General features: G+C 67.4%; 17 protein-coding genes and 1 pseudogene. 16 read left to right on the forward strand and 2 right to left on the reverse strand.

Annotation, left to right across the window (positions count from 1 at the left end; all coding sequences use genetic code 11):
* The 14 genes and pseudogenes from P3W85_RS16430 to P3W85_RS16495 all read left to right on the forward strand — a co-directional run.
* A pseudogene (locus P3W85_RS16430) lies at window positions 1-191 on the forward strand (maleylacetate reductase); the annotation flags it as partial.
* A gap of 73 nt (window positions 192-264) precedes the next feature.
* Complete coding sequence (locus P3W85_RS16435) at window positions 265-1,581, forward strand: ABC transporter substrate-binding protein (RefSeq protein WP_276265554.1); 1,317 nt, start codon at window positions 265-267, stop codon at window positions 1,579-1,581.
* A 7-nt stretch (window positions 1,582-1,588) separates the two neighbouring features.
* The gene (locus tag P3W85_RS16440) at window positions 1,589-2,347 is read left to right on the forward strand and encodes an ABC transporter ATP-binding protein (protein WP_276265555.1); all 759 of its coding nucleotides are present in this window, start codon (window positions 1,589-1,591) and stop codon (window positions 2,345-2,347) included.
* A complete protein-coding gene (locus tag P3W85_RS16445) occupies window positions 2,344-3,063 on the forward strand; it encodes an ABC transporter ATP-binding protein (protein WP_276265556.1) in 720 nt (239 codons plus the stop codon). The genes P3W85_RS16440 and P3W85_RS16445 overlap by 4 nt, the downstream gene beginning before the upstream one ends.
* The gene (locus P3W85_RS16450) at window positions 3,060-3,932 is read left to right on the forward strand and encodes a branched-chain amino acid ABC transporter permease (protein ID WP_276265557.1); all 873 of its coding nucleotides are present in this window, start codon (window positions 3,060-3,062) and stop codon (window positions 3,930-3,932) included. Before P3W85_RS16445 ends, P3W85_RS16450 begins: the two co-directional genes overlap by 4 nt.
* 10 nt (window positions 3,933-3,942) lie before the next feature.
* Complete coding sequence (locus tag P3W85_RS16455; RefSeq protein ID WP_276265558.1) at window positions 3,943-4,995, forward strand: branched-chain amino acid ABC transporter permease; 1,053 nt, start codon at window positions 3,943-3,945, stop codon at window positions 4,993-4,995.
* Window positions 4,988-5,878, forward strand: coding sequence for an intradiol ring-cleavage dioxygenase (locus tag P3W85_RS16460; RefSeq protein ID WP_017230528.1), 891 nt, complete (start codon window positions 4,988-4,990; stop codon window positions 5,876-5,878). The genes P3W85_RS16455 and P3W85_RS16460 overlap by 8 nt, the downstream gene beginning before the upstream one ends.
* Window positions 5,875-6,186: a YciI family protein gene (locus tag P3W85_RS16465; RefSeq protein ID WP_017230529.1), complete on the forward strand. Its 312-nt coding sequence runs from the start codon at window positions 5,875-5,877 to the stop codon at window positions 6,184-6,186. The genes P3W85_RS16460 and P3W85_RS16465 overlap by 4 nt, the downstream gene beginning before the upstream one ends.
* Window positions 6,187-6,188: 2 nt before the next feature.
* Window positions 6,189-6,524, forward strand: coding sequence for a Rieske (2Fe-2S) protein (locus P3W85_RS16470; RefSeq protein WP_276265559.1), 336 nt, complete (start codon window positions 6,189-6,191; stop codon window positions 6,522-6,524).
* 513 nt (window positions 6,525-7,037) lie between these two features.
* Window positions 7,038-7,745 (forward strand): hypothetical protein, encoded by a 708-nt coding sequence (locus tag P3W85_RS16475; RefSeq protein WP_276265560.1) that lies wholly within the window; start codon window positions 7,038-7,040, stop codon window positions 7,743-7,745.
* A gap of 1 nt (window position 7,746) precedes the next feature.
* Window positions 7,747-8,259, forward strand: a complete 513-nt coding sequence (locus P3W85_RS16480; RefSeq protein ID WP_276265561.1) for an RNA polymerase sigma factor — start codon at window positions 7,747-7,749, stop codon at window positions 8,257-8,259.
* A 126-nt stretch (window positions 8,260-8,385) separates the two neighbouring features.
* Window positions 8,386-9,378: a FecR family protein gene (locus P3W85_RS16485; protein WP_276265562.1), complete on the forward strand. Its 993-nt coding sequence runs from the start codon at window positions 8,386-8,388 to the stop codon at window positions 9,376-9,378.
* Between the two features lie 280 nt (window positions 9,379-9,658).
* Complete coding sequence (locus P3W85_RS16490; protein ID WP_276265563.1) at window positions 9,659-22,606, forward strand: filamentous hemagglutinin family protein; 12,948 nt, start codon at window positions 9,659-9,661, stop codon at window positions 22,604-22,606.
* 69 nt (window positions 22,607-22,675) lie between these two features.
* Entirely contained in the window at window positions 22,676-23,434 is a 759-nt protein-coding gene (locus P3W85_RS16495) for an RNA polymerase sigma factor (RefSeq protein ID WP_276265564.1), read from the forward strand.
* Window positions 23,435-23,886: 452 nt separating this feature from the next.
* Here P3W85_RS16495 and P3W85_RS16500 read toward each other — a convergent pair whose 3' ends face one another.
* Window positions 23,887-24,180, reverse strand: a complete 294-nt coding sequence (locus P3W85_RS16500) for a hypothetical protein (RefSeq protein WP_276265565.1) — start codon at window positions 24,178-24,180, stop codon at window positions 23,887-23,889.
* 284 nt (window positions 24,181-24,464) lie between these two features.
* Here P3W85_RS16500 and P3W85_RS16505 point away from each other — a divergent pair, with 284 nt between their 5' ends.
* Window positions 24,465-24,755 carry a tetratricopeptide repeat protein gene (locus tag P3W85_RS16505; RefSeq protein WP_276265566.1) on the forward strand — a complete coding sequence of 97 codons (291 nt, stop codon included), beginning with the start codon at window positions 24,465-24,467 and terminating at the stop codon, window positions 24,753-24,755.
* 67 nt (window positions 24,756-24,822) lie between these two features.
* Here P3W85_RS16505 and P3W85_RS16510 read toward each other — a convergent pair whose 3' ends face one another.
* Complete coding sequence (locus tag P3W85_RS16510) at window positions 24,823-25,407, reverse strand: hypothetical protein (protein ID WP_017230533.1); 585 nt, start codon at window positions 25,405-25,407, stop codon at window positions 24,823-24,825.
* A gap of 252 nt (window positions 25,408-25,659) precedes the next feature.
* On the opposite strand from P3W85_RS16510, the gene P3W85_RS16515 reads away from it, so the two are divergent.
* Window positions 25,660-26,646 carry a GNAT family N-acetyltransferase gene (locus P3W85_RS16515; RefSeq protein ID WP_276265567.1) on the forward strand — a complete coding sequence of 329 codons (987 nt, stop codon included), beginning with the start codon at window positions 25,660-25,662 and terminating at the stop codon, window positions 26,644-26,646.
* Window positions 26,647-26,762 lie beyond the last annotated feature (116 nt).

The raw sequence follows: 26,762 nt of genomic DNA on the forward strand, positions 1-26,762 counted from the left end.
CGCTGCTGTACGCGCTGAACCGCAGGCTCGGCGTGCCGCTGGCGCTGCGCGATATCGGCATGCCGGAGGCGGGACTGGAGCGGGCCGCCCGCGTCGCCGCCGACAACCCGTACTACAACCCGAGGCCGGTGGCGTACGACGCCATCCTCGACTTGCTGACGCGCGCATGGCGCGGCGATCCGCCTGGCTGACCATCCCCCACCCGTGCGCACGACACGGCAGGACGACAACTACAACTACAACTACAACTATCAGGAGACAAGCATGGACGCACACGACAACTCGGCCGACGACGGCCTGATCCACCCGGGCCGGCGCGCCATCCTCCGCGGCGGCGCCGCGCTCGGCGCGGCCGCCCTGGCGGGCGCATGGTCGCCACTGTTGCGGGCCGACACCGCCGGCAAGCTCAAGATCGGCTTCGTCACGCCCCGCACCGGCCCGCTCGCGCCGTTCGCCGAGGCGGACGCCTTCGTGATCGGCCAGATGAAGGCCCGCTTCGCCAATGGCCTCGAGATCGGCGGCAAGACGTACGCAGTCGAGATCCTGGTCAAGGATTCCACCTCCAACCCCAGCCGCGCGGCGGATGTCGCGGCCGACCTGATCCTGCGCGACAAGGTCAACCTGATGCTGGTGTCGTCCACGCCCGAGACCACCAACCCGGTCTCGGACCAGTGCGAGTTGAACCGTACGCCGTGCATCTCCACCGTCGCGCCATGGCAGCCGTGGTTCTTCACGCGCGGCGGCAAGCCGGACAAGGGCTTCGACTGGACCTACCACTTCTTCTGGGGCCTGGAGGACGTGGTCGGCGTGTTCGCCAGCATGTGGAGCAGCATCGCCACCAACAAGCGAGTCGGCGGCATGTTCCCCAACGACGGCGACGGCAATGCATGGGGCGACAGGCAGCGCGGCTTCCCGCCGGCGCTGTCGAAGGACCACTTCGCGCTGACCGATCCCGGCCGCTACCAGAACCTGTCGAGCGATTTCTCGGCGCAGATCCAGCGCTTCAAGGCTGGCCAGGTGGAGATCGTCACCGGCGTGATGATCCCGCCGGACTTCGCCACCTTCTGGAACCAGTCGCAGCAGAAGGGCTTCCGCCCCAAGGTGGCTACCATCGGCAAGGCGCTGCTGTTCCCGTCGTCGCTGGAGGCGCTGGGCGACAAGGGCGACGGCCTGTCGTCGGAGGTGTGGTGGACGCCGAACCACCCGTTCAAGTCGTCGCTGACCGGGCAATCGTCGCGCGACCTGGCGCTCGCTTTCGAGGCGCAGACCGGCAAGCAGTGGACCCAGCCGATCGGCTTTGCGCATGCGCTGTTCGAGATCGCCGCGGACGTGCTGCGCCGCACCTCCGATCCCGGCAAGCCGGCGGCCATCCGCGACGCGCTGGCGGCCACCGATCTCAACACCATCGTGGGCCCGGTGAAGTTTGCCGGCGGTCCGGTGAAGAACGTCGCCAAGACCCCGCTGGTCGGCGGCCAGTGGCGACGCACCGGTGGCGGCAAGCACAAGTACGACCTCGCGATCGTCGACAACAGCCGCGCGCCAATGGTGCCGGTGCAGGACAAGCTGAAGCCGCTAGCGTGATCGCATCATGAATACCGCAGCTACCTCTCCCCTGCTGGAAGTCGTCGCGGTCAGCAAGCGCTACGGCTCGCTGACGGTGACCGACAACCTCAGCTTCTCCCTCGCCCCCGGCGAGGCCCTGGGGGTGCTCGGGCCGAACGGCGCGGGCAAGTCCACCCTGTTCAACCTGATCACCGGCGACGTGCGGCCCGACGCCGGCCAAGTGCGGTGGCGCGGCACGGACATCACCGCGCTGCCGCCGTCGGCACGCTGCCATCGCGGCATCGGCCGCTCCTACCAGGTGCCGCATCCCTTCACCGGCATGACGGTGTTCGAGAACGTGCTGGTCGGCGCGATGTTCGGCGGCGGCATGCGCGAGCACGAAGCCGACGCGCACGCCTGGCAGGTGCTGGAGCGCACCGGGCTCGCCGCCAAGGCAAACCGGCTGGCCGGCACGCTGACGCTGCTCGACCGCAAGCGGCTGGAACTGGCGCGCGCGCTCGGCACCCGGCCTGACCTGCTGCTGCTCGACGAGATCGCCGGCGGCCTGACCGACGACGAAGCGATGGCGCTGGTCGACACCATCCGCGCGATCCGTGCCGAGGGGGTATCGATCATCTGGATCGAGCACGTGGTGCATGCCCTCCTGAAGGTGGTGGATCGCCTGATGGTGATCCACTATGGCGCACTGCTGACCGAGGGCGACCCCGCCGCCGTGATGGCGAGCCGCGAGGTGCGCGAGGTCTACATGGGCATCGAGAGTGAACTGGAGGAGGCCACCGCATGACCTTGCTATCCACCCACGGCCTGACCGCCCGCTACGGCGACTTCCAGGCCCTGTTCGGCATCGACTTCACGCTGGCGGAAGGAGAAGTCGTCGCCATCATCGGCGCCAACGGCGCAGGCAAGTCGACTTTCCTGAAGACGCTGGTCGGCCTGTTGCCGGCATCGCCCGACGCGGTGCGCCTGGACGGCGAGCCGGTCGGCCACGTGCCGGCGCCGGAGCGCGTGAAGCGCGGCATCACGCTGGTCCCTGAGGGGCGGCGGCTGTTCCCCAGCCTGTCCGTGGAGGAGAATCTCATCATCGGCGGCCAGCCGGGCAGGGCGGGCCCCTGGCAGCTCGAGGCGGTCTACGAGGTGTTCCCGGTGCTGCGCGAGCGGCGCCAGCATCCCGGCACCGCGCTGTCCGGCGGGCAGCAGCAGATGGTCGCCATCGGCCGCGCGCTAATGAGCAACCCGCGCGTGCTGCTGTGCGACGAGCTCTCGCTCGGGCTGGCGCCGGCGGTGATCCGCGACATCTACGCGCAGCTGCCGCGCATCCGCGCGTCGGGCACCGCGCTGGTCATCGTCGAGCAGGACATCGGCCAGGCGCTGCGTGCGGCCGACCGCGTGTACTGCTTCCAGGAAGGCAAGGTCCCGCTGGAGGGCAAGGCGGGCGAGCTGACCCGCGAAGCCATCAGCGCCGCCTACTTTGGCACTCATCATGCGGAGGTCACGGCATGATCGCGCTCTTCGACACCCTCGTGCAGGGCCTGTTGCTTGGCGGCCTCTACACGCTGACGGCCTCGGGCCTGTCGCTGGCCTTCGGCGTGATGCGGCTGGTCAACGTCGCGCACGGCGACTTCATGGTGCTGGCCGCCTACTTCGCGCTGGCGGTCATGCAGACGCTGGGTGCGTCGCCGCTGCCGGCGCTATGCATCGTGCTGCCGGTCATGGCGGCGGCGGGCTACGTCGGCCAGCGCTTCATCCTCAACCGCACCCTCGGCCGCGACATCCTGCCGCCGCTGCTGGTGACCTTCGGCTTCTCGCTGATCGTGCAGAACGCGCTGCTGGAGGTGTTCTCGGCCGATTCGCAGCGCCTGCAGGCGGGCAACGTGGTGTCGGCGGGCATCGCGCTGACCCCGGAGATCTCGGTCGGCGTGTTTCCGCTGATCACCTTCGCCTGCGCGCTGGGCGTGGTCGGCGGCCTGCAGTGGCTGTTCGCGCGCACAGCGCTGGGCCGTGCCTTCCGTGCCACCTCGGACGACGCCGAGATCGTGCAGTTGATGGGGGTGGAGCCGCGCCATGTATTCGCGCTGGCGATGGCGCTGGCCTCGGCGGCGGTCGGGCTGGCCGGCGTGCTGTTCGGCATGAGCACGACCTTCGACCCGGCGATCGGCCCGGCGCACCTGATCTATGCCTTCGAAGCGGTCATCATCGGCGGCATGGGTTCGTTCCGCGGCACGCTGGCCGGCGCGCTGCTGCTGGGCCTGGCGCAGGCGGTGGGCTTGCGCCTCGACCCCGGCTGGGGCGTGCTGTGCGGCCATGCGGCCTTCCTGCTGGTGCTGCTGTTCCGGCCAGCAGGGCTTTTCCCCAAGACCCGTGACCGTTAAGGAGCGCAATATGTCATCCCAACTCCAGGTCGTGCGCGCCACGCGCGCCAGTCGCTACGCCATGACGCTGCTGGTGGCCATCACGCTGCTGCTGGTGTCGCTGCCCTTCTGGGCCGATGGCGGCACGCTGCGTACGGCTACCGAAGTGCTGTATTTTCTCGCGCTGGCGCAACTGTGGAATGTGCTCGCCGGCTATGGCGGCCTCGGCTCCTTCGGCCAGCAGGCCTTCATCGGGCTCGGCGGCTACGCGCTGGTCGCCGGCTCGGTGATGCTGGGCATGCCGCCGTTCCTCGCCATCCTGCTCGGCGGCGTGCTGTGCGGGCTGATCGCCGTGCCGGTGTCGCGGCTTATGTTCCGGCTGCAGGGCGCGTACTTTGCGGTCGGCACCTGGGTGGTGGCCGAGGTGTTCCGCCTGCTGCTGGCCAACACCAGTTGGCTGGGCGGTGGCTCGGGCATGTCCTTGACCTCCGCCGTGCAGGAGATGGATGGCTGGTGGCGCGACGCGCTGACGCTGTGGCTGGCCGTGCTGCTCGGCATCGGCGCCATCGTCGGCGTATTCGCGCTGCTGCGCTCGCGCCTCGGGCTGGGCCTGACCGCGCTGCGCGACAGCGAGGCCGCCTCGGAGAGCCTTGGCGTCGGCGTGCCCCGGCTGAAGCTGTGGGTGTATGTGCTGGCCGCTGCCGGCTTTGGGCTGGTGGGCGGGCTGATTTTCCTGACCAAGCTGCGCATCTCGCCCGATGCGGCCTTTTCGATCAACTGGACCGTCACCATCGTCTTCATCGTCGTGATCGGCGGCCTGGGCACCATCGAGGGCCCGATCCTCGGCACCCTGATCTACTTCCTGCTCCGCGATACGCTGGCAGACTATGGCAGTCTCTACCTGATCCTGTTCGGTGCGCTCGCCATTGCCGTGATGCTGTTCATGCGCCAGGGCCTGTGGGGCGCACTCGCCGCACGCTTCGACCTTCAACTTTTCCCGGTGCAGCGGCGCGTGCGCAACGGCACGCCAGCGGCGTCCGCCACGGCCGCAGCCCGACTCGTACATGGAGCCAGCCATGAGTGAATCCCCCGTCGCCAGCCTTCCCCATGCCGAGGCAGACCGGCTGACCGCGCAGGTCGTCGACAGCTTCGGCCAGGCGCCCGATCCGCGTCTGCGCCAGATGATGCAGGCGCTGGTGCGCCACCTGCACGCCTTCGTGCGCGAGACCGAGCCGACCGAGGCCGAATGGATGCAGGCGATCCGTTTCCTGACCCGCACCGGACAGATGTGCGACGACGTGGTGCGGCAGGAGTTCATCCTGCTGTCCGACACGCTCGGTGTGTCGATGCTGGTGGATGCCATCAATCACCGCAAGCCGCAGGGTGCCACCGAGACCACCGTGTTGGGCCCGTTCTACATGGCCGGCATGCCGGAACGGGCGCCCGGCGAGGACATGGCGCATACGCCAGGCGAGTGTGCGCTGGTACATGGCCACGCGCGCACCTTGGACGGCCGGCCGGTGGCGGGCGCCGTGCTCGACATCTGGCAGACCGCCGCCAACGGCATGTACTCGGGCCAGGACCCGGCGCAGCCGCACGGCAACCTGCGCGGACGGTACCGCACGGATGCCGAGGGCTATTTCGCCATCCGCACTATCCTGCCGGTGTCGTATCCGATCCCCAGCGACGGCCCGGTCGGGCAGATGATGGCCGCCACGGGCCGCCACGTGTACCGTCCCGCCCACCTGCATTTCATGGTCGACGCGCCCGGCTTCCGCACAGTGGTCACGCACCTGTTCAACGCCGGGGACGCGTATCTCGCCTCGGATGCGGTCTTCGGCGTCAAGCCTTCGCTGGTGATCGACTACGTGCGCCGTGAGGGCGGCGACCCGCTCGGCCGGCGCTTCGGCATCGAAGGGCCGTACCACGAGGCGCGCTATGACTTCGTGCTGGCGGAGGGCGCATGACGGGGCGCTACTTTGCCGTGTTCGCCACCGACAAGCCTGACATGGCAGCCACGCGCGAGCGCGTGCGGCAGGCGCACCGTGCCTATCTCCGCGCGCCGGACAAGCCGGTGGTGGTGCGCCTTGGCGGCCCCACGCTGTCGCCGGACGGCATGCGGATGATCGGCACGCTGCTGGTGGTGGAGGCCGAATCGCAGGCCGAGGTGGAGCGCTTCCTCGACGGCGACCCCTACGTGCGCAACGGCGTGTTCGAGCAAGTGTTGATCCGGCCGTGGCAGTGGGGGCTGGGCAATCCGGACCAAAGGGTGTGACGATGGACGCGCACTGCCTGTGCCGCATCGAGGACGTGCCAGACGGCGGCGCCCTTGCCGTCGGACAGTCCGGCACGGAGGCCGGCGTGGTCGTGGTGCGGCGCGGTGAGCGCGTCTGGGCCTACCGCAACCGCTGCCCGCATTTCTCGGTGCCGCTCGATTTCGATCCCGGCCTGGTCATTACCTATGAGGCCCAGGTGATCATGTGCGCTCACCATTCGGCGCTGTTCCGCTTCGAGGACGGCCTGTGCATTGATGGGCCTTGCGCGGGCGCCTGCCTGGACGCGGTGGCGGTCAAACTGGTGGACGGCAAGGTCATGCGCAGTGATGTTGCATGAGTTGGCGGGCGGCGGCGCCATTCGATGGCCCAGCCTGTCAGGGCAAGGTCTTCACCCTTGCATTACCGCATCGAAGTGCGCGATCAGGGATCCCTTCCGCGGCCAATCCAGACGGCACACGCATTGTCACAAAGTTGAAGCGTCGGAATTCTTTGCTCGCCACGCTAACAGTAGTTCAGCAATCCGCTCGGCGGATGCGGGGTCCCCAGCGAGCCCCATCCTGGTTCGCTCAACTGACAGAAGGCATGCCGATATGGTGGGACCATCTGACCTCTTCGCCCGCGCCACCAAGGATTGGGTACGCATGAATGTAACAAGTTCGTCACATTCGGGTGTCACCATATAAGCCATCCAAGATGGTGCGCATACCTTGCCGACACGATTCGTCCCCCTGTCATGTACCCTGCAGCGTCGCTGCGGGCTTGACGACGTGCGCGGCAATGCGGGGCACGGGGATCGGACAGTGTGCGCCCGTACGCGACTGGATTGAGCTGCCGCGGCGCGGCGTTCTGGATGCTGTGCGGACTCGCTGCATCGGCGTCGGCATGGGGCACTGACAGTGCTCTTGCGCAGCGTTCGGCCGGCGCGCAGCCGGCTGTAGTGCATCCACCTGGCCAGCTCCTCGACTTCGACATTCCGGCACAGCCGTTGGCCGCGGCCCTCAACCGCTACGCGTCTCTCTCCGGCTGGCCGATCCTGTTTCGCGGCACGATGGTGGTCGGGCGCACCTCGTCGCCCGTGCAAGGCCGCTATCTGCCGGAGATCGCGCTGCGTCGCCTGCTCGACGGCACCGGTCTGACCCCGGAGCAGGTTGCCGCTGGTCCCGCCGATGCTTACATTCTGAAGGAGGTCGGTTCGCAGTCGGCCGGCTCGGGCTCGGGCGCCAAGGCGGTGGATTTCGACTACGGCGGCTGGGTCCAGGCCCGCATCTGGGAAGCCCTTTGCGCCGATTCGCACACCACACCGGGAACATGGCGTTCCCTGCTGAGGTTTCGGGTGGATGCCGGCGGACACATTCATGGCGCACGCATGCTCAGTTCGACCGGCGGTGCGCGTCGCGACGCCGCGGTGCTGGAGGCCTTGCAGCGTGTGCGTGTGGGCCGATCACCGCCGCCCGAGATGGCGCAGCCGCTGACCATGCTTGTTCTGCCGTTCGCTCAAAGTGGCGGCCGACGTTGCGATAACGCCAGCATCGATGCCGGTGCCAGGGGGGCGTCCTGACATGACCGAAGACGCGCGCGTTGCCCTGACAGACTATTTGACCAAGCACTACGCCAATCTCAGGCGGCGCCTGACGCGGCTGCTGGGCAATGGCGACCTGGCCGGCGATGCGCTCCAGGACACGTGGCTGCGTCTGCAAGGGCAGGAAGACAAAGATTCGATTCGAAGTCCAGCGGGCTATGTGGTGCGCATGGCCGTCAACATCGCGGTGGACATCCAACGCCGTCAAAGCCGGTCCGTGCCGTTCGACGAGGTCAGTGCCCTGATGGAGCAGGCCGATCCGGCTCCCAACCCGGCCCAGGCGGTCGAGATCCGCTCCGATCTGGAAACCCTGCTCAAGCTGATGGAACGGCTGCCCGAGCGCCGCCGCAAGATCCTCATGCTGGTTCGCCTGGAGCATCTGCAGCAGAAGGAAGTGGCCGAGCGCCTGGGGATCTCGAAGAGCATCGTTGAGCACGAGTTAAGACGCGCCCATGACTTTCTGGACGTGCACATGAACAATGACAAAAAATAGTTGGAGGTTTTGGGTGCCACCGTTCGTCCTTGCTTATGCGGACTTCAACTGCCCATCTCCCGTACCTGCACGCGCTTGCGGGAATGCCTGCGCTTGCGGACCGGCATGGGCACTCGGCGTGACACGATGAAGACGCCCGTCGACGACCATGCCGGCTCGGCCGACGAGCTGCGCAGCCAGGCACGGGTCTGGCTGCGCCTGCTCACGTCGACCGAAGTCAAGGCGTACGACACCGAGGGCTTCCAGCGTTGGCTGCGCAGCAGCCCGGCGCACCAGGCGGCCTTCAGCGAGGCCAAGCGGCGCTGGGACGCGCTGGAGCCGGCATCCAGGGCATTCTTGCTCAAGCACCCCAAAGCGGCTGAGGCGCATGTCCTCGCCCTGCGCGGAACGCACCATGGCCGCCGGGCATTCCTGGGCGCTGCGGTCAGCGCGGCGGCCGTGGCTGGCGTAGCGATTGCCTATCCGCCTGCCAGGCTCTGGCCCGCCCCGGCCGAATGGGGGGCGGACGACCGCACCGCCACCGGCGAGCAGCGCACGCTTGCCCTGGCCGGCCGGGCGCATGTCACCCTGAACACCCAGACCAGCATCCGGCGCCGCGCTGCCGGGGCCGGGACCACGGGCATCGACCTGCTCGTGGGGGAAGCGGCCGTCGACCTACCGGCCGGAGGCCCGCCTTTCGCCGTCGCGGCCGGTGCCGGCCGCAGCCTGGCGCAGTCGGGACGCTTCGAAGTCCGGTACCTGGACGGCAAGGTGTGCGTGAGTTGTCTCGACGGCGTCGTGCGGGTGGAGCATCCCGCCGGGGTCAGGGCATTGAATGCCTGCCAGCAGACAGTCTACGATGCCGACGCGCTCAGCAGCGTGGCCAGCATCGAGCCGGCGGCCGTGTCGGCCTGGCGCCGTGGGGAACTGGTATTCAACGAGTCCCGGCTGATCGATGTACTTGCGGAGATCAATCGCTACCGGTCCGGCCGTGTTGTGTTGATGAATGCCGCCGTGCGCAACGGCCCAGTCAGCGGTCGTTTCCATATTGCATCCCTGGATTCGGTACTCGCGCAGTTGCAGCAGATGTTCGATCTGCACGCTCGCTTGCTGCCAGGCGGCTTGCTTATCCTGACCTGACTTTCCGGCCCGGACGCGACAAGGGGATGACGCGCCGTGCGCGCCGTCTGCTTCGTCGTGTTGGCTCGATTGCGATGAGGTGGGTTGGGGACCCACACCAGCCTGGGTCAAAAAAATAGTTGGAGGTTGTCGAGGTTGCCGTTCGTTCTAGCGTATCGGGATATTTCGGGGCGCTGGCGATCATCGCGTTGCGCTTCTCGAAATTCCAAGGACATGGTTGTCCGTTACCAGGCGGGACAGCCCATCGACTTTGATTCCAACCATCGGGCGGCAATTTCACATGAGCACACGCGGACACACCGGCGCAGCAACGAGAGCAGGAAGCCGGGCGCAAGGGGGGCAGGCGTTGCGGCTGGTGCCGATGGCGCGTGCCATTGCCTTGACGCTGGCTGCCGGCGGCGCGATCGGCGACGCGCAGGCACAGCGGGCGTTCAGCCCGGACTGGTTCGCGGCCAAGGGGGCTGCGCAGAACGCGGCGGCAGCCACCGGCAAACTGCCCAACGGCATGCCGGTGTCGCAGTTGGCCAGTCCGCAGGAGCAGCAGCAAAGGGCCAGCGCCCAATTGCAGCGCTCCATCGACAACCTGAACCTGGCTGCGCGCGGCATTGCCGCGCAGCAGGCGGCACAGGCTGCCGCGCGCGAGGCTGCCCTGAAGGATGGCGCGGCGATGCCCGAGGGGCTGGCCGAAGGCGGCCTGAAAGTCGACACCAATGCCTTGACCGCCGGCTGGCACAACGCCAATGCCCCGAAGCAGACGGTGATCGATGGCAAGACTACGGTCGCCATCGATCAGAGCGCCGACCGCGCCATCCTGAATTGGGAAACTTTCAACGTCGGCAAGAACACCACGGTAGCCTTCCAGCAGCAGAAGGACTGGGCCGTGCTCAACCGCGTCAACGATCCCAACGCGCGTCCCTCGCAGATCCAGGGGCAGATCAAGGGCGACGGCACGGTGATGATCGTCAACCGCAACGGCATCGTGTTCAATGGCAGCAGCCAGATCGATACGCGCAACCTGGTGGCGGCCGCAGCCCGCATCGACGACGAGCAGTTCAGGAGCAATGGCATCTTCAGCCCAGGTACGGCCGCCAGCTTCACCAACGCGCAGGGCAAGATCGAAGTCCAGGCCGGCGCGCGGATCGCCACGCCGGCGTCCGCCAAGTCCACCGAGGGCGGCGGCTATGTGCTGCTGCTGGGCAAGGAAGTCCACAACGCGGGCGACATTGCCACCCTGAAGGGCCAGGCCGCCCTGGCCGCGGGCGACAGCTTTGTCATCAAGAAGGGCGTCGGGACCGACGGCAACCAGGGCGCGACCACGCGCGGCAACGAGGTCACCCCGCAGTTCGATAGCGGCAGCCTCGCCGGCAAGGTCACCAACACGGGATTGATCGTGGCCGGCGAAGGCGACATCACGCTCGCCGGGCGCGACATGCGGCAGAGCGGCGTGGCGCTGGCCACCACCACCGTGAATACCCGCGGCACCGTGCACCTCAATGCCGTCGGCAGTACCGGCAGCGTCGTGCTCGGGCCAGGGGCCACCACCGCCGTAGTCATCGGAGATGACGGGAAGACCACGGCCCTGGACAGCCAGCGCGATGGCCTGCGCGGTCCGGCCGTGGCCAGTACCGAGAACATCGTGCTCGTCACCGACCGCCGCGACCAGTCGCGCGTCGAGATCGCCAGCGGCGGCACAGCCGACTTCCAGCAGGACTCCCTGACGCTGGCCACCGGCGGCCAGATCGTGGTCAACGCCGCCCAGCGCAGCCTGGTGCGCGAGCGGGCCAGGATCGACGTCGCCGGCGCCGTGGGCGTGAACCTGGCCATGGAGAGCAACAACATCAAGGTCAACGTCCAGGGCAACGAGCAGCGCGATGCGCCCGGCAATCGGGACGGCAAGCTGCTCAACAGCAATGACGTGTGGATTGACCGCCGCAGCCTGGTCTTCGTGCCCAAGGGCACCAACGGCTACGACAGCGACCGCTGGTACACCGCCGGTGGCTTGCTGGAAGTCGGCGGCTACCTGGGCACGCAGGGCCACAAGGTGGGCGAGTGGATGGCCCAGGGCGGCACCGTCAGCTTTGGCGGCAACGACGTCGTCACCCAGGCGGGCTCCAACATCAACCTCTCCGGCGGCACGCTCAACGTCCAGACCGGCTTCATCCGTCAGACCTGGCTCAAGGGTGCCGATGGGGGGCTCCATGAAGTTTCCAGGGCACCGGGCGACCAGCTCTACACGGGACTCTACAAAGGCTTCGAGGATGAACACAAACGATGGGGAGAGAAGGCCACCGGGTATTTCTACAGCCCCCTGATCGGCGCGCAGCGGCGGCTGGAGAACGGCTACACGGTCGGCCGCGACGCCGGCAAGCTGGTCATCGCGACCGGCGCCGCGGTGCTCGAAGGCGACATCATCGGCGAAGCGTTCCAGGGCGCGCGCCAGACCCAGGCCCCGCAGGCGGCGCTGGACGGCTACAGCCAGTCGCACAACGCAGCGGCCGCAAGGGGCGAGCTCATCGTCGGGCAGTACCTGCCCATGTACGACAAGCGCACCGGTTTGCAGCACCACATCCTGGGCGCGGTCATGGGCCAGGTCGAGTTCAAGGACACACAGGATCGCATTGCGGCAGGCCTGGGCCTGGGCACGGCATTGCCGGCGGATCGTCAGGGCAAGCTGATGCTGGACGCCAGCCAGCTCAATGGCTTCGAGCTGGGTGCGATCAAGATTGCGGCCAGGCACAAGATCCTGGTCGATGCGGACCTGAAGGCGGCCGCGGGCGGCAAGGTCACGCTTTACGGCAACGACGTGGCGGTAAACGCCGGCATCACCGCGCATGCCGGCACCATCCAGCTAGGCAACGTGCTGAGCCAGATGGCCAGCAATGGCAGCATGGAGGACACGTCCCTCCCGGCGTCCGCTGGCATCCCCGCTGGCGTCACGGTGCGCGAGGGCATGACGCTGGACGCCAGCGGCTTGTGGCGCAACCTGCTGCTGAATCCGGGTGATGGCAGCGGCTTGCCCTACCGCAACGGCGGCAGCGTGGTCGTGCGCAGCAGCGGTGGCGTGGTGCTTCCGACGGCAAGCGTGATCGACGTGAGTTCGGGGGCGGCCGTGCTGGCCAACGGCAAGACGCAGGGCGGCAAGGGCGGCGATGCGACACTGGAAGCCAATGCAAACAGCCCTGCCCACACGGGCGCGCTGACGCTCGATGGGGCGCTGCGCGGCCATGGCGTGGACGGCGGCGGCACGCTGCGCGTGCGCGCGGGGAAGGTCTGGATCGGCGACGCGCCGCACGACACGGGAACTGAGCCCGGCATGCTGGTGCTCGGCGGCGGCTTCTTCGACAAAGGCTTTTCGGCTTACGACATCGCCGGCAAGGCCGGCTTGACCGTGGCCGACGGGGCCCGGGTCGATGTGACGATGCCGGTGTACCGCTTCGGCACGGATGCGCAACGCAGCGACAGCAAGGCGGGCGGTGCGCTCGCGCTGTGGACGCCCGCGTTGTACCAGGAGGACCCATCCAGGGGCGTCATGGCGCAGCGCAAGGGCGCGAGCCTGAGCTTGCAGGCAGGTGCCGCGCGGTCCGCCGCCGCGGACATGGCAACCGTGCAGGCCGTCATTGGCCGTGGCGCGGTGATCAACGTGGATCCGGGCCAGGCGCTCAAGGTCGCCAGCATCGGACAGCTGACGGTCGATGGCACATTGAATGCCTGGGGCGGCAAGATCGCCCTGACCGGTGTGACCGTCCTTTCGCCTGAGGCCGAATCGGCGGAGGCAGCGGGCCACGGCCGCTCCATCCGGATCGGCGAGCATGCGGTGCTGGATGCGGCGGCCCGCGCGGTCAGCGCAACGGATGCGCGCGGGCAACGCTATGGACTGGTGCGCGGCGGAGGCAGTATCGTGATCGGCGGCGAGATCGATCCCGCCACGGGCACCGCTTCGGCCGGCAATTTGTTCGTGGTCGTGCGCGAGGGGGCGTTGCTGGATGCCTCGGGTACGCAGGCGCGCCTCGATATCGCGGGGCAGGGCGCGGCAACCGTCGCCAGCCATGGCGGCAGCATCTCGCTGGCATCGAACAATGGCCTGTACCTGGATGGCACCCTGAAGGCCGCGGCAGGCGGTGCGGGTGCCGCGGGCGGCACGCTCGCGGTAGCGCTGGATGCGCCGCTGTATCGCACGGATGCTGCCGCGCGCGTGCGCCAGGCGCGTGAGTTCATTCTGACCCAGGACCAGCCCGCCGGGCAATTGCCCGGCGGCGCCGGCGATGCGGCCAGCGGCCTTGCCTACGGCCACGCACGGCTGGGCGCGGGACAGGTTACGGCCGGCGGCTTCGACAACCTCTCCATCCTCAGCAACGGCATCGTCAGCTTCGACGGCAATGTGTCGTTGTCGCTCGGCCAGAGCCTGAATCTCTATACCGGCTCGCTGGCGCTGGCCGATGGCGCGGCGGATGCTTCGCGGATTCATCTGGCCGCTCCCTATATGCGGCTCGCCGGCGTGGGCGCCATCGCCGCCGCCGACGGCAAGATCCGTCCCACCGTGCGCGGCGGCATCTCGGGCCAGGCGTCCGCAGGGCAACTGCGGATCGAAGCCGGCGGCGTGCTGGATCTGCGCGACAACCTGAGCGTCGGCGCGCGTGGCGGCGTGGCAGCGACCGAGGGGCTGCCCGCTGTCGTCGATCGCCGCGCCTTCGACCGGCTGGAGCTGGTCAGCCACGGCGATCTGCGCTTGCTGGGCGGCACGGTCACGGGGCAGAACACGACCTTGAGCACGCCGGCCGATCTCTATCTGGCCGCCGCACAGATCTATCCGGCGATGGGCGCCACCGCCACCGTGCGGGCGGGCTACCTGGGGACCAACTCCGACTTCGACCAGAACCGCAAGCTGGTGATCGGCCGTACGGCGGACGGCGTGCCGGCCGTGCCCTATTCCGCCTTTGGCACCCTCAACCTGGGCGCCGCCGTCATCGAGCAGGGTGGCGTGCTGCGCGCGCCGCTAGGCGGGATCACGATCGGCATGGAGACGAGTGCCAGCCGCGCCGCCACCCAATCGGTACATCTGTTGCCCGGCAGCCTGACGTCCGTGAGCGCCGATGGCCTGGTGCTGCCGTATGGTGGCACCGTGGATGGCGTGACCTGGCAATACGACGGCGAGCAGGTGGGCCTGCTAGGTGCTGGCGGTACGTCCTTTACCGGCGTGCCTCGCGTGAGCGTGACATTGCTGGGCCGCGCGATCGACGTGCAAAGGGACGCGGTGCTGGACCTGTCCGGCGGTGGCAGGCTGTTGGGCGCAGCCTTCGTCTCCGGGCGTGGCGGCTCCACAGATGCGCGCTACCATCCGCTGATGCAGACCAGCGCCGGTGGCAGCTTCACCTTGCCGGGGCTGGCGACCAATCCGGTCTATGCCATCGTGCCCGGCATGCAGCCCGCCGTGGCGCCTGCCGGCGGCGAGGGCGGCGCTGGCGTTCCCCCGCCAGGCCAGCAGGTCACGATTGCCGCGGGAGTGCCCGGCTTGCCGGCAGGTACCTACACGCTGCTGCCTTCCACCTATGCGCTGTTGCCGGGTGCTTTCCGCGTCGAGATCAACGGCCAGGCCGGTGCCGCGGCAAGCGCAGCCAGCGCCGTGGCCATGCGCAACGGCTCCTGGTCCACCCCGGGCCAGTTCTCGATTGCCGGCACGGGTATCCGGGACGCGCTGTCCCGCCGGCTTGTGGTGACGCCGGCCGACGTGCTGCGCACCTACTCGCAGTACAGCGAAACCAGCTTCGCCGACTTTGTCCGCGCCGATGCGGCGCGCGTGGGCGTCCCGAGGGCGGCACTCGAGGCGGATGCCAAGACGCTGAGGCTGCACTTGGTGGCGGGCAATGGCGCCGCGGACGATTTCAATTTCAATGGCCTGGCGCGGTTCCAGCCGGCCGCGAACGGATTCGGCGGCACCTTGGCTGTCACGAGTCCTTCTTCGGATATCGAGGTACTGGCCGCCGGCGTACAGCCTGGCGCCGGCAGCAACACGGTCTCTCTCCATGCCGCGGACCTCAATGCCGTTGGCGCGGCGCGCATGGTCATCGGCGGTCTGCCGTGGGTGAAGTACGGCCAGGGCGGAAACCTCGTGCAGTTCGATGCGGTGGGGTCGGCAAACGCAGTCAACCTGCGCCAGGGCGCCAGCTTGTCGGCGGCCGAGGTGTTCCTGATCTCCACAGTGCAAGCGACCTCGCAAGCGGGTGGCATCCGGGTCGAACAGGGCGCCTCCATCAACACCCTGGGGCGCGGCAAGGCGGCCTACGATTCGGGCGACGGCTTTGTCTACCAGCCTGGCAACCGCGGCGTGCTGGCGGTGTCGAACGGCCGTTTGCAGATGCTGGCACCGCAGAGCATGACGAGCGGTTCGCCGGGCAGCATCCTGGTCGGCGGCTGCGCGCGGCTGGTCTGCGCCGGCACGACTTCCTTGTATTCGGAAGGCACCATTGCCTTCGCCACCAGCAACGAGTTCGAGCTGGGCGATGCGGTGCGCTACGGCACCCGCCACCTGGCGCTAGCGGTTGGCGGCATCAACGTGGGCAGCGCCGCGGCGCTGGCCGCGGCGGCGGCGCGCCGGGCTCTGCCCTCGGGGCTGACCCTCAACCAGGACGTGATGGATCGCCTGTTGCGCGGCGATACCAGTACTGGCGCGCCGGCCTTGCAAACGCTGTCCCTGACGGCTGCCCAGTCGTTCAACTTCTACGGCGACACCACGCTGAGCACGCTGGACGCCAGCGGCAAATCGCTGCTCGACAATCTTGCGCTGACCACGCCGGCTATCTACGGCCATGGCGATGCCGGCGACGTCGCGCGCATCCGCACCGGCACGCTGGTCTGGAACGGCACCACGGCATTGCCGGGCGCGGTGGTGGCCGAGGGTGCCGGCACCGGCGCCGGCACCCTCGACATCCAGGCGCGGCGCATCGAATTCGGCTATGGCCCGGACACGCAGCCCGATACCGTGGCGGACGCCGCGCGCCTGGTGCTGGGGTTTGCCAACGTCAACCTCAACGCCAGCGAGCGCGTCACCGCGAATCACAAAGGCAGCCTGGCGGTGTACCAGGCACAGGGCGCATACGAAACCGGCAAGGGCTTTGCATACAGCGGCGGCAACCTCAATATCGCGACCCCGCTGATAACCGGCGAAGCCGGTTCGGTCAACCGCATCACCGCGGGCGGCGCCATCAACGTGTCGGCGCCGGCCGGCAGCGGGGCCGCATCGGCGATGCCGGCCATCGACGCCTTGGGCGCCGAACTGGCCCTCTCCGGCAAGCGCATCGTTCTGGACACCACCGTGGTGCTCCCGAGCGGCAAGCTGACGCTGAGCGCCGACAACGACCTGAGCCTCGCCAATGCCGCCCGCATCGACGTGGCCGGCCGCAAGGCGACCTTCATGGACGTCGACAAGTACAGTTGGGGCGGCGATGTCATCCTCGAAAGCCGCGCAGGCAATATTCGCCAGGCCGAAGGGTCGGTCATCGATCTGTCGGCACAGCATAACCAGGCGGGTACCCTGAAGGCGGTGGCCGTGGCGGCATCGGCCGGATTGGTGGATCTGCAAGGCAAGGTCCTGGGCGGCAGCAGCGGCCGTTACGACGCGGGCGGCACGGTCATGCCGTACAGGGCCGGCGGCGTCGATATTCGCGCCCAGGGCATCGGCGACTTCGCCGCCCTGAACCGGCGCTTGAATGACGGCGAGGTTTTCGGCGCGCGCAGCTTCCAGCTGAAGCGGGGCGATCTCACCATCGGCGACGAGATCAAGGCCGGCATGGTCAACGTCTCTGTCGATGACGGCAGCCTGACGGTGGCCGGCACCATCGATGCCAGCGGAGAGCGGGTCGGCAGCATCCGCCTGGCCGGCAAGAACGGCCTGACCATCGCCGGCACGGCCTTGCTGGATACGCATGGCAGCGCGCTGCGGGTGGACAGCTACGGCAAGATCATCGACGCGCCCAATCGTGCGTTGATTGAACTCAATTCGGGCAACGGCCCGCTGACCCTGGCCAGCGGAGCGCGCCTGGACCTGCGCCACGGCACCGATGTGGCGACCGGCACGGGCAAGGGCCAGAACGACGGGGTGGCGCGTGGCACGCTGGAGCTCAACGCGCCGCGGATCGGCAGCGGCGGCAAGGTCGACGACGCCAATGCCCCGACCTATGGCGACCTCGCCATCGATGCCCGTGGCAGCCTGAGCATCCGGGGGGCGCGCAGCATCGTGGTGAACGCAACGGCCCGCTACACCGATGCGCCGCCTGGTACCTCGCCCGCCGCCAGCGGCCGCCCGTACCAGGTGATCGACCAGGCCTACCTCGATGGCAAGCACGCGGACAGCACGGCGTTCATCGATGCCGCGCTGGCCAACGGCGCGTTGCTGAACGGCAAGCTGGCCGGGCTGAATAACGCCAGCTATGCCGATGCCTTCCACCTGCGCCCGGGCGTGGAGATCGCCAGCAAGACGCCGGATGGCGACCTGATCGTCAGCGGCGACCTGGATCTCTCCGGCTACCGTTATGCAGGCGTCAATCCGCACAACCGGAAGACCGCCGTCTACGGCTCGGGCGAACCCGGCTCCCTGGTGATCCGCGCCGGCGGCAACCTGGAAATCTACGGCAGCATCAACGATGGCTTTGCACCCCCGCCCGCCACCCCGGACGACAACGGTTGGGTCCTGACGCCTGGCCGCCAGGCCTATGGCGGCGACGTCGTGGTGCCCGGCGCCGGCGTGGTGCTGGCCGAAGGCACTTTGTTCCCGGCAGGCAAGACGCTGAACTATGCGTTGCCGATCCAGGCCACCATGATGGCGTCGGGGACGATTCTGCCTGTCGAAGGCACGCTCGGTGCGCCGCTGGAGTTGCCTGCCAACACCGTGCTCAGGGCCGCCGTGCGCGATAGCGCGGGCAACGTCGTCTATGCCGCCGGCACGCTGGTGGCCGAGCCTGTCACGCTTGCCGCAGGCATGAAGCTGGACGCCGGTACGCTGCTGCCCAACGCCGCGTCGCTGGCGGCCATGACTTGGCCTGCGGGGGTGCCGCTACCCGGACGGGCGAGCTTCAACACCAACCCGGACGGCGTGCTGTTGGCGGGTGCGCTGCCGCTCAAGGTGGGCGCGTTGATTCCCTCGGACACCAACGTCAAGCTGCCGGGCGACGCCTTGTCGGTGCCATTGCGTACCGTCACCGGCGCCAGCCAGGGCAGCAACTGGGCGGTCGCCGCGATGCTGCCCGAGGGTTCGCTGTCCTGGTCCATGCGCCTGGTGTCCGGTGCCGATATCCAGGCAGCCGATACGCGTGCTATCAAGCCGGCCTTCGCCGGTGATCTGGTCCTGGCCGATACGCACTATGCGCTGTACGAAACCCACGACAAGATCGTGATCCCCGGCACGCCAGCGCGGCCGGGCGGCGCCTGGTACTGGAACGCGCTGGGTGCGGAACTGGGGTTCGAGCCGGGCACGCCGGTCCCCGCCAGTGAAGAGAGCTGGTGCGCCGTGGACGCGTGTATCCGGTACAACTACGTATGGAACGAACTGGGTGTGTTGATCGATCCCGCCTTTACCGCGGGCAAGCCGGTTGAAGCCATCTATGAGTCGTTTTGCAGCGAAGGCGTGTGCACGTCGCTGGGCGAGCCCATACCCGCCGTACCTGACCGGGTCATCGTCGGCCCGGTCAAGCAGGTCTCGCCGATCAGCCAGCATTTCAGCGTGCTGCGCACCGGCACCGGCAATCTGGACCTGATCGCGGCAGGCAACGTGGCCATGCGTTCGGCCTACGGCGTGTACACGGCTGGCGTGTCCACGGCATCGCTGGCGGATGCTGTCGCGTTCGACCAGGCACGCAGCCGGTCGCGCGATGGCACGACGGTGCTCGGCAGTGGCGGGTCGGCCTACGAGCCTCTGGTCAATGACAGTGCCGGCAGTCCGTATGCCGCGTGGTACCCCGACCATGGTGGCAATGTGCTGGTGCGCGCGGGCGGCAGCCTGACCGGCGATATCGTCAGCCAGTTCAGCCTGCCGCGCACGGAAGACGCGCGTGCGCAAAGTGTCGCCGGTAACCTGGGCAACTGGCTCTGGCGCCAGGGCACGGGAGACACGGCTGGCGTCGATCCGATTGCCGCCAGCTGGTGGATCAATTTCGGCACCTACGTCAAGGAGGCCGGCGGCGCCAACACCGGCCATCCCGATCGCGACATCATCAACACGTTGCCGATGCTGGTGGGCTTCACCGGCGTCGGCACGCTGGGCGGCGGCAACCTGACGGTCGACGTGGGCGGCAATGCCGGCATGCTGGATCGGCGCGGCTCCAGTGACGGCGTTTCCTCGCCGCGCAGCGAAGGCCTGGTGCTCGCGGTGGCAAGCACCGGCCGCGCCGCGCCGGGTGGTCAGTTGCTGCTGACCGGGGGTGGCGACATGGATGTCCGTATCGGCGGTGACCTCAACCCCGGCTTGCGCGCGCGGGCGGCGATCAGCCCGGGCACGTCCACTACCGCTTCGACCGACTTCTTCAACCAGAACCTGAATCTGAACGGCGTGCTGACCAACCTGCGCGGCGGCCTGGATCTGCAGACCGGCAGCCTGGGCGGCATCGCCATGAACTATGGCGGCATCCCACAGACCAACGACCTCAAGGAGGGGCGCGCCTACAACCCCTTCAACGCTACCCTGGGTACAGCGACTGGCGGTGTGGTGCTGATGCTGGGCGACGCTGCGGCGAACCTTTCCACGCGGGGCGACCTGGTGCTGTCGGGTACCGGCGATCCCGGGCGGATCTCGACCCGGAGTTCGTCGAGCTTTACGTTCGACGGCAAGCCCTACGCCGATGGCGGCTACGGCTGGTTTTCGCTGTGGACGGACCGCACGGCGATCCATCTCTTCTCCGCCGGCGGAAACCTGACGCCGAGCGTGCAGTTGGGAACCGTTAGGTCGCAGGTGTCGGGCAACGCCAGCGCCACCGATGGACGCTTCCTCTTTCCCTCGCAGTTGAGCAGCGTGGCCGCCAATGGCAGCATCTTCCTCGGCAAATCGGCGCTGGGCGGGCAGGACAGCTACGACACCGCGTACTCGCTGTCGCTCGCCCCCGCGGCTACTGGCAGCCTGCAGTTGCTGGCGGGCGATTCCATCTATGCCAGCGGATACGCCGTCACCCAGTCCGGAGCCAGTCTCTCCGCACTCCCGACGCCGTTCAAACCGGCGTTCATCGGCTTCGACTACTACTCGCAAGCGACGGGTGCGATCCCCTATGTCACCAGCAACGTGGCCAGCGACGCGATCAGGCCGACCCTCATACAGTTCCCGCTGTTCGCCTTCGGCGCCAACACGGCAGCGGTGCGAGCCGCCGGCGATCGCGATCCGGCGCGCTTCTACGCCGCGCAAGGCGACATCGTTGGCCTGCGCACCGGAGAGATTCTCGCCTTCAAAAGTGGCCAGCGCACGGGACAGACCTGGTATGAGTCTGCCGGCCCCGTCTGGATGATGGCCGGACGCGACATCGTCAACGCCGGCACGCCATTGGGGCAGCCGGTATTGATGCCGCAAGAGATCGCCAATACGCTGGCCCAGTCTCAGGGCGGTGGCACCAGCGCTGGCAACCTGTTCGTGCACAACGGCCCGAACGACGTCTCGGTGGTCTCGGCCGGCCGGGATATCCTGCGCAGCGCGTTCAGCGTAGCCGGCCCCGGCACCCTGGAAATCAGCGCCGGGCGCAACATCCTGATGGAAGACAAGGCCGCGGTCACCAGCCTCGGCTCGGTGTTGCCGGGCGATGCGCGGCCAGGTGCCAGCATCGTGATGCAGGCCGGCCTGGGCGCCCGCGGCGCTGACTACGCCGGCTTCGTGAAGCGCTACCTCGACCCGGTCAACCAGGCCGAAGCCGGCAAGCCCCTGGCCGCCCAGCCCGGCAAGGTTGTCCATGGCTACAACCGCAGGCTCGCACTGGCCGACTGGCTGCGCGCCGAACACGGCTACCAGGGCGCAGACAAGGACGCGCAAGCCTTCCTCGCCGCGCTCCAGGCCAAGCGCGATGCCGATCCCGCGCAACCGAGGCGCCTGCTGGCCAACGACTACCAGCAGGCCGCTCAGTTGCATCTGGTGAACTGGCTGGAAACCCGCTACGGGTTCGACGGTTCGGAAGACGCCCTCGCGTTCTTCAACCGCTTGCCGCCCGAGCAGCAGCGCATCTATATCCGCGGCGTGTACGCCGCCGAGTTGCGGGCCGGCGGCCGCGAGCATAACGACGCCGGCGGCGCGCGCTACGGCAGCTACCTGCGCGGGCGCAATGCCATCGCGGCGCTGTTCCCGGGCACCGACGCGCAGGGCAAGCCCATCGCGTACCAGGGCGACATCACGATGTACGGCGCAGCCGGGGTCAACACCCTGTTCGGCGGAGATATCACGATGCTGACCCCGGGCGGCCACCAGGTGTTCGGCATCGAGGGCGTGGCCCCGCAACCGGTGGCGGGTGTCATCCCGGGCGTCATCACCCAGGGCGCGGGCAACATCCACCTGTACGCGCAGGACCACATCCTGCTGGGCCAGAGCCGGATCATGACGACCTTTGGCGGCCACATCATGGGCTGGTCGGCCGAGGGCGACATCAACGCAGGCCGCGGCGCCAAGACCACCGTGGTCTACACGCCGCCCAAGCGCGTCTACGACCAGTGGGGCAACGTGACGCTGTCGTCGGGTGTGCCGAGCACCGGTGCAGGCATTGCCACGCTCAACCCGATTCCGGAGGTCCCGGCCGGCGACGTCGACCTGATCGCCCCGCTGGGCACGATCGACGCCGGGGAAGCGGGAATCCGGGTCTCCGGCAACGTCAGCCTGGCGGCCTTGCAGGTGGTGAACGCAGCCAATATCGCGGTCCAGGGCCAGGCCACCGGCATCCCCGTCGTGGCGGCGGTAAACGTGTCGGCGTTGGCCAATGCCAGCGCGGCCGCGTCGCAAGCCAGCGCGGCCGCGCAGGACGCGCTGCAGCGCGAGCGCGCAACGGCTCGCCAGGCATTGCCTTCGATCTTCACGGTGCGGGTGATCGGGTTCGGCAATGAGCCGGTGCAGGGCGATGGCGCGATGCAGCCAGCGCCTGCGTCCGGTGGCCAGTCCGGGGCCACCCGATATGACATGGCGAACCCGGTGCAGCTCGTCGGCAATGGCCAGCACTTCGATGCGGGCGGCTGGGCGCGGTTGACGGACGACGAGCGCCGGCAGTTGCGGCAGGACCGCTAAGCCGATTCAACGCGATATTCCTGACCTGATTCCGCGCATGGCGGGAGCCCCTTTGCCCGGCAGCCGGGCATGGCGCTGTTCAGCCTTGCGTCTGCCCAAGCCCGCGCGCCCCTGTCGCCTGCGCTGTGGCGAGCGCGTTCGGGCTTGGCCAAACGGCAGGGGGCTTTCGCCAACGAATACAGAGGTAGATCCGTCATGGCCATGAATATCCTGTATGACCTGGAAGCGCCTGTGGACGACGACGCGGCGAACGAGCCGCTGGACGAGGCGCAGCGCCGCATCGGACTGCAGGGCTTCCTCACCGCGAACTACGCGCACTTGCGGCGCAGGCTGGTGCGCCATCTGGGTTGTCCCGACATGGCCACCGAATGCCTGCACGACGCTTGGCTACGCCTGGGCGATATGGAGGTGCGATCGGCTGTGCCGAACCCCGAGGCTTACGTCTACCGCGCAGCCTGCAATGTCGCCATTGACCGCATGCGCGGCAATCGGTCCTGGCAGTACGCGGGAGATGCTGACATTGAGCTGGAACACTTGGTGGACCCATCGCCCGGTCCGGACCTGGTCGCCGAAACCCGCTCCGAGCTGGCGGCGTTGGAGCGGGCCCTTCAGCGCCTGCCGCGCCGCCATCGCGCAGTCCTGATCGCCCTGCGCATCGACGAGATGACTCGCCAGGAGGCCGCCAGCCGCTTCGCCTTGTCGCTGCGCGGCGTGGACACCGCGCTGCGGCAGGCATTGGATTACTGCGCCGAGAACACCGGCCAGCAGGCGCTGGTCGGCGTGAGCACGCCTCGGCGTGCCCTGCGGCTGCTACCGGTGCAGGTATGAATGAACTTGCAACGAGGTTCATCGACCGGCTCGGCTGGCTTGCCATCGCCGGATGGGCCCGGCAACCGGGCCGCCAGCGCGGCAGTCTGACACAGCGGCAACATGCCTTCAGTGCGTGCAGTGCAGCACAAATCTACCAGGTGCCTTGCATTGGCTTCCCGTCGGCTGCGTCGGCTGGTTGATCGGAATGCGCGGCAAACCTCGCCCTTCAGGCGGCGGAGGATGTCAAGGGTCCGGAGATGATCCCGAGGTCCGCGCTCCCATCCAGCACGCCACGAACCATATCGCGCGTTAGACGCGCTTGAAGATCAACGGTGATAGCGCTGCGCGCAGCCGGACAGCGGGCCGGGACCTGCGGCATGAATTCTGTGAGCCAGGAAGCCTTGTGAGCTTCCCGGCTCGCCATTCGCGCAGTGCGCGTCCCTTGGCGCGCAGCCGGAGACCGCCCGTTCTCAGGTGACTTCGGCGCCCCCAGCTTGCCGCTCGCCACCGCAATTCGGGGCACAGTCGTTCGGCCGGGATGTTGCCAGCACCTCGGGAGCGACATCGCGCTTGTACGTGACGTTCGCGCCATCGGTGTAAATGTCAAACCTTGCGGCTTTCCCGCCATCGGTATAAGGGTCGCGTGGTCCCAAAGTCCCGGCGCCATCCGTGTAGACATCCCGCGTGCCGTTGCCGGCGTAGGACGTCCCAGCCCCAAGTGCGGCAACTGCCATCGCAAGTAGCAAGACCTTTTTCCTTATCATGTTCCACCTCCTGTTTGTGGTGGATTCTCCTTCTCCATCCCAAGAAGTTCCCTCGAATATAGGTCAGTGCGTGACAGCGAATTGACCATAAGGGCTACAGTTTTTTCATATGGCTTATGACCTTCGGTCATCGGCTCGAGCGCAATGTCATATCTGACCGATGTCCAGGTCCGTTGTACACTCAAGCTCTGGTTGACGGGCGTAGACGCAGGAAGGCGATGACCACGCAGAAGTTCTCGATAGGGCCACTGGAGCGAAGACTCGCAGCGGGTCAGGATTCCGCCATGCTCAGAGTCACGCTTGCATTGGCGTACCAGCAACAGGGAGACCTGGCCGCTGCCGTTCCCCATCTGGTCAAGGCTACCGAGCTCGACCCGCACTATTCGGGCGCTTGGCGCGCACTCGGTGTTCTCTATGTGGAGCTTGGCGAGAATGCGAAGGCCCGTCTCGCATTTCAGAATGGCATCGAGGTCGCAAGGGACCGGGGTGACAAACAAGCTGAGAAGGAAATGACCGTGCGTCTTCGACGTTTGGTCCGGCAAGCTGGCGGTGAATCCGGGGAGGGCGGCACTTAGTGGTGTTCGGGCCGGATACGGGGCCGTACGTCGTCTTGCGTTGGCCTGGGGCTTATGCCCGGCGGCTTCAGTCCGCGGTACGGCGGGGAAGCGCGAATCTCTCGATGATGCGCTGCGCGACTTCGGCTGGCGTCATTTCTTCCGTATTCGACAGCAGCCAGTCATTCGGGTATGGAAACCCGCCGTTCGAGTTGTAGGCATAGGGCTGGTGCAGCAAGGCCGCCAGGGCTCCCCTGGCCGCGATCACGTCCGCCAGCCATGGTTTCATCCACACGCGCGGCTCGCTGCCCTCTCTTGCACTCCGGACGCGGAACGACGCCGCCAGTTCGACGAAAGCCAGCCGGCTGCGGGAAGCGTCGCAGAGCGCTCGCAATCCCCCGACAAACGCAAGGTCCGCCGCCGAGCCGAACCGCCATCTGAAGGTGGTTATCACGCCCGGGAGGCCCGCGCTGACTGCAGCGCGAAGTATCTCCGTGCGCACGCGGGCCACCGTTGCTTCAAATCTGGCGCCGTCCGAGCCGTGAACCTTGGCGACCGGGATTGCGGTTTCGTGGTGCTGCAGCAGCGGATAACCGGTCAGGCGGGCAAGCTCGAGACCGACGGTGGATTTGCCAACCGCAGAGGGACCACAGATCAGAACAAGGTTTGTCATGGTGCTGCCCTTTGCGTGTCGCGGTACCGTGGCTTGGGCGATTCCGGAACATGGTTTTCGTCAGATTATCCATTTGACAAGTTATCCGGCAACAGGAGCCATATGTGCGCTGAAAGCGGCAATGCCGAAACGGCTGCCGGGTTCCCGTCGCGCAACGCGGGGTAACGTCAACCCGATATCCGGATCTCCGTTATAGGAAAGTTGGCGGGCGGCACCCTGACCAGCAAAACAATCAAAAAAGGACGGGTATCCATGCTGCGCATCAAGGATCTGGCGGTTCCGCCAGAGGGGTTTCTGCAGGACGAGCCGGAGGGAGGGGATTTTTACCAGGCGCTCCAGGCGTCTGGCATCGATGGTTTCCGGTTCGGTTATTTTGCCGTTTACCGGGCAGACCGGCTCGTTACGGTGGCGCCTTACTTTGTAATGGATTTCAGGCTCAATACCCTGCTGCCCAATGGCTGGCTGAAGCGGAGCCTGAGCTGGATCCGCTTCAAGCTGGCCTGCATCGGGAATCCGACCGCGGATTTTGGCCGCATCCAAGGGGAAGTTTCCGCCGAGATCCTCGCGGCCATCAACGTGGAGCTGACGAAGAAGGGAAGCCTGCTCGCCTACAAGGGATTCGGCAAGGACTTGCCGCTGCCGGGTTTCGCGCCGGCGATGGGCCTGCCCGTACCTGTGCTGGCGCTCGGTCCGGACTACTACCAGGCGATGAAGAGCGACCGCAGGAACCTGCTGAAGCGCAAGCTGAAGAAGGCAGCCGCACTGCGCTACGAGGAGTGCGCCGGCCTGCCGGAGCACCTGGTCGCCAGGGTGCATGAACTGTACCTGAACACCTATCACAAGGCCGAGCTGAAGTTCGAGAAGCTGACGCGGGAGTATTTTGTCAATACCAGCGCGCTTAGCCACTACCTGCTGTTCTTCCTGGAAGACGAGTTGATCGGGTTCACCCAATTGATCGGGAAGGGACCCCAGTTGGTCAACCGCTATGTCGGCCTGGATTATGCAAAGAGCAACGACTACGGCTTGTACTTCGCCATGTTTATCCGCGCGGTGGATTTCGGCATCCGCGAGGGCTTTGCGGAAATCGAACTGGGCGCCACGGCCTACGAGTTCAAGCGCATCCTGGGCGCTCGCCAGGATCCCACATGGAACTACTACCAGCATACCAACCCGTTGCTCAACTGGATTCTCGGGAAATTGCGCAGCGTGCTGGAACCGTCGGAGTCCGAGTTGCGCTAAGGCGGCGGGGAGGCCCGGGTCAGCAGCCGTGATGTACCGTTCCTGGCCATGGGCCGTCGACGAATTCCCGTCCTTGCCCCCGGCTCGCCGTCCTAGTAAAAACCCGGCTTATGCGC

It is taken from the genome of Cupriavidus basilensis (assembly GCF_029335485.1).
Classification (GTDB): Bacteria; Pseudomonadota; Gammaproteobacteria; order Burkholderiales; family Burkholderiaceae; genus Cupriavidus; species Cupriavidus basilensis_E.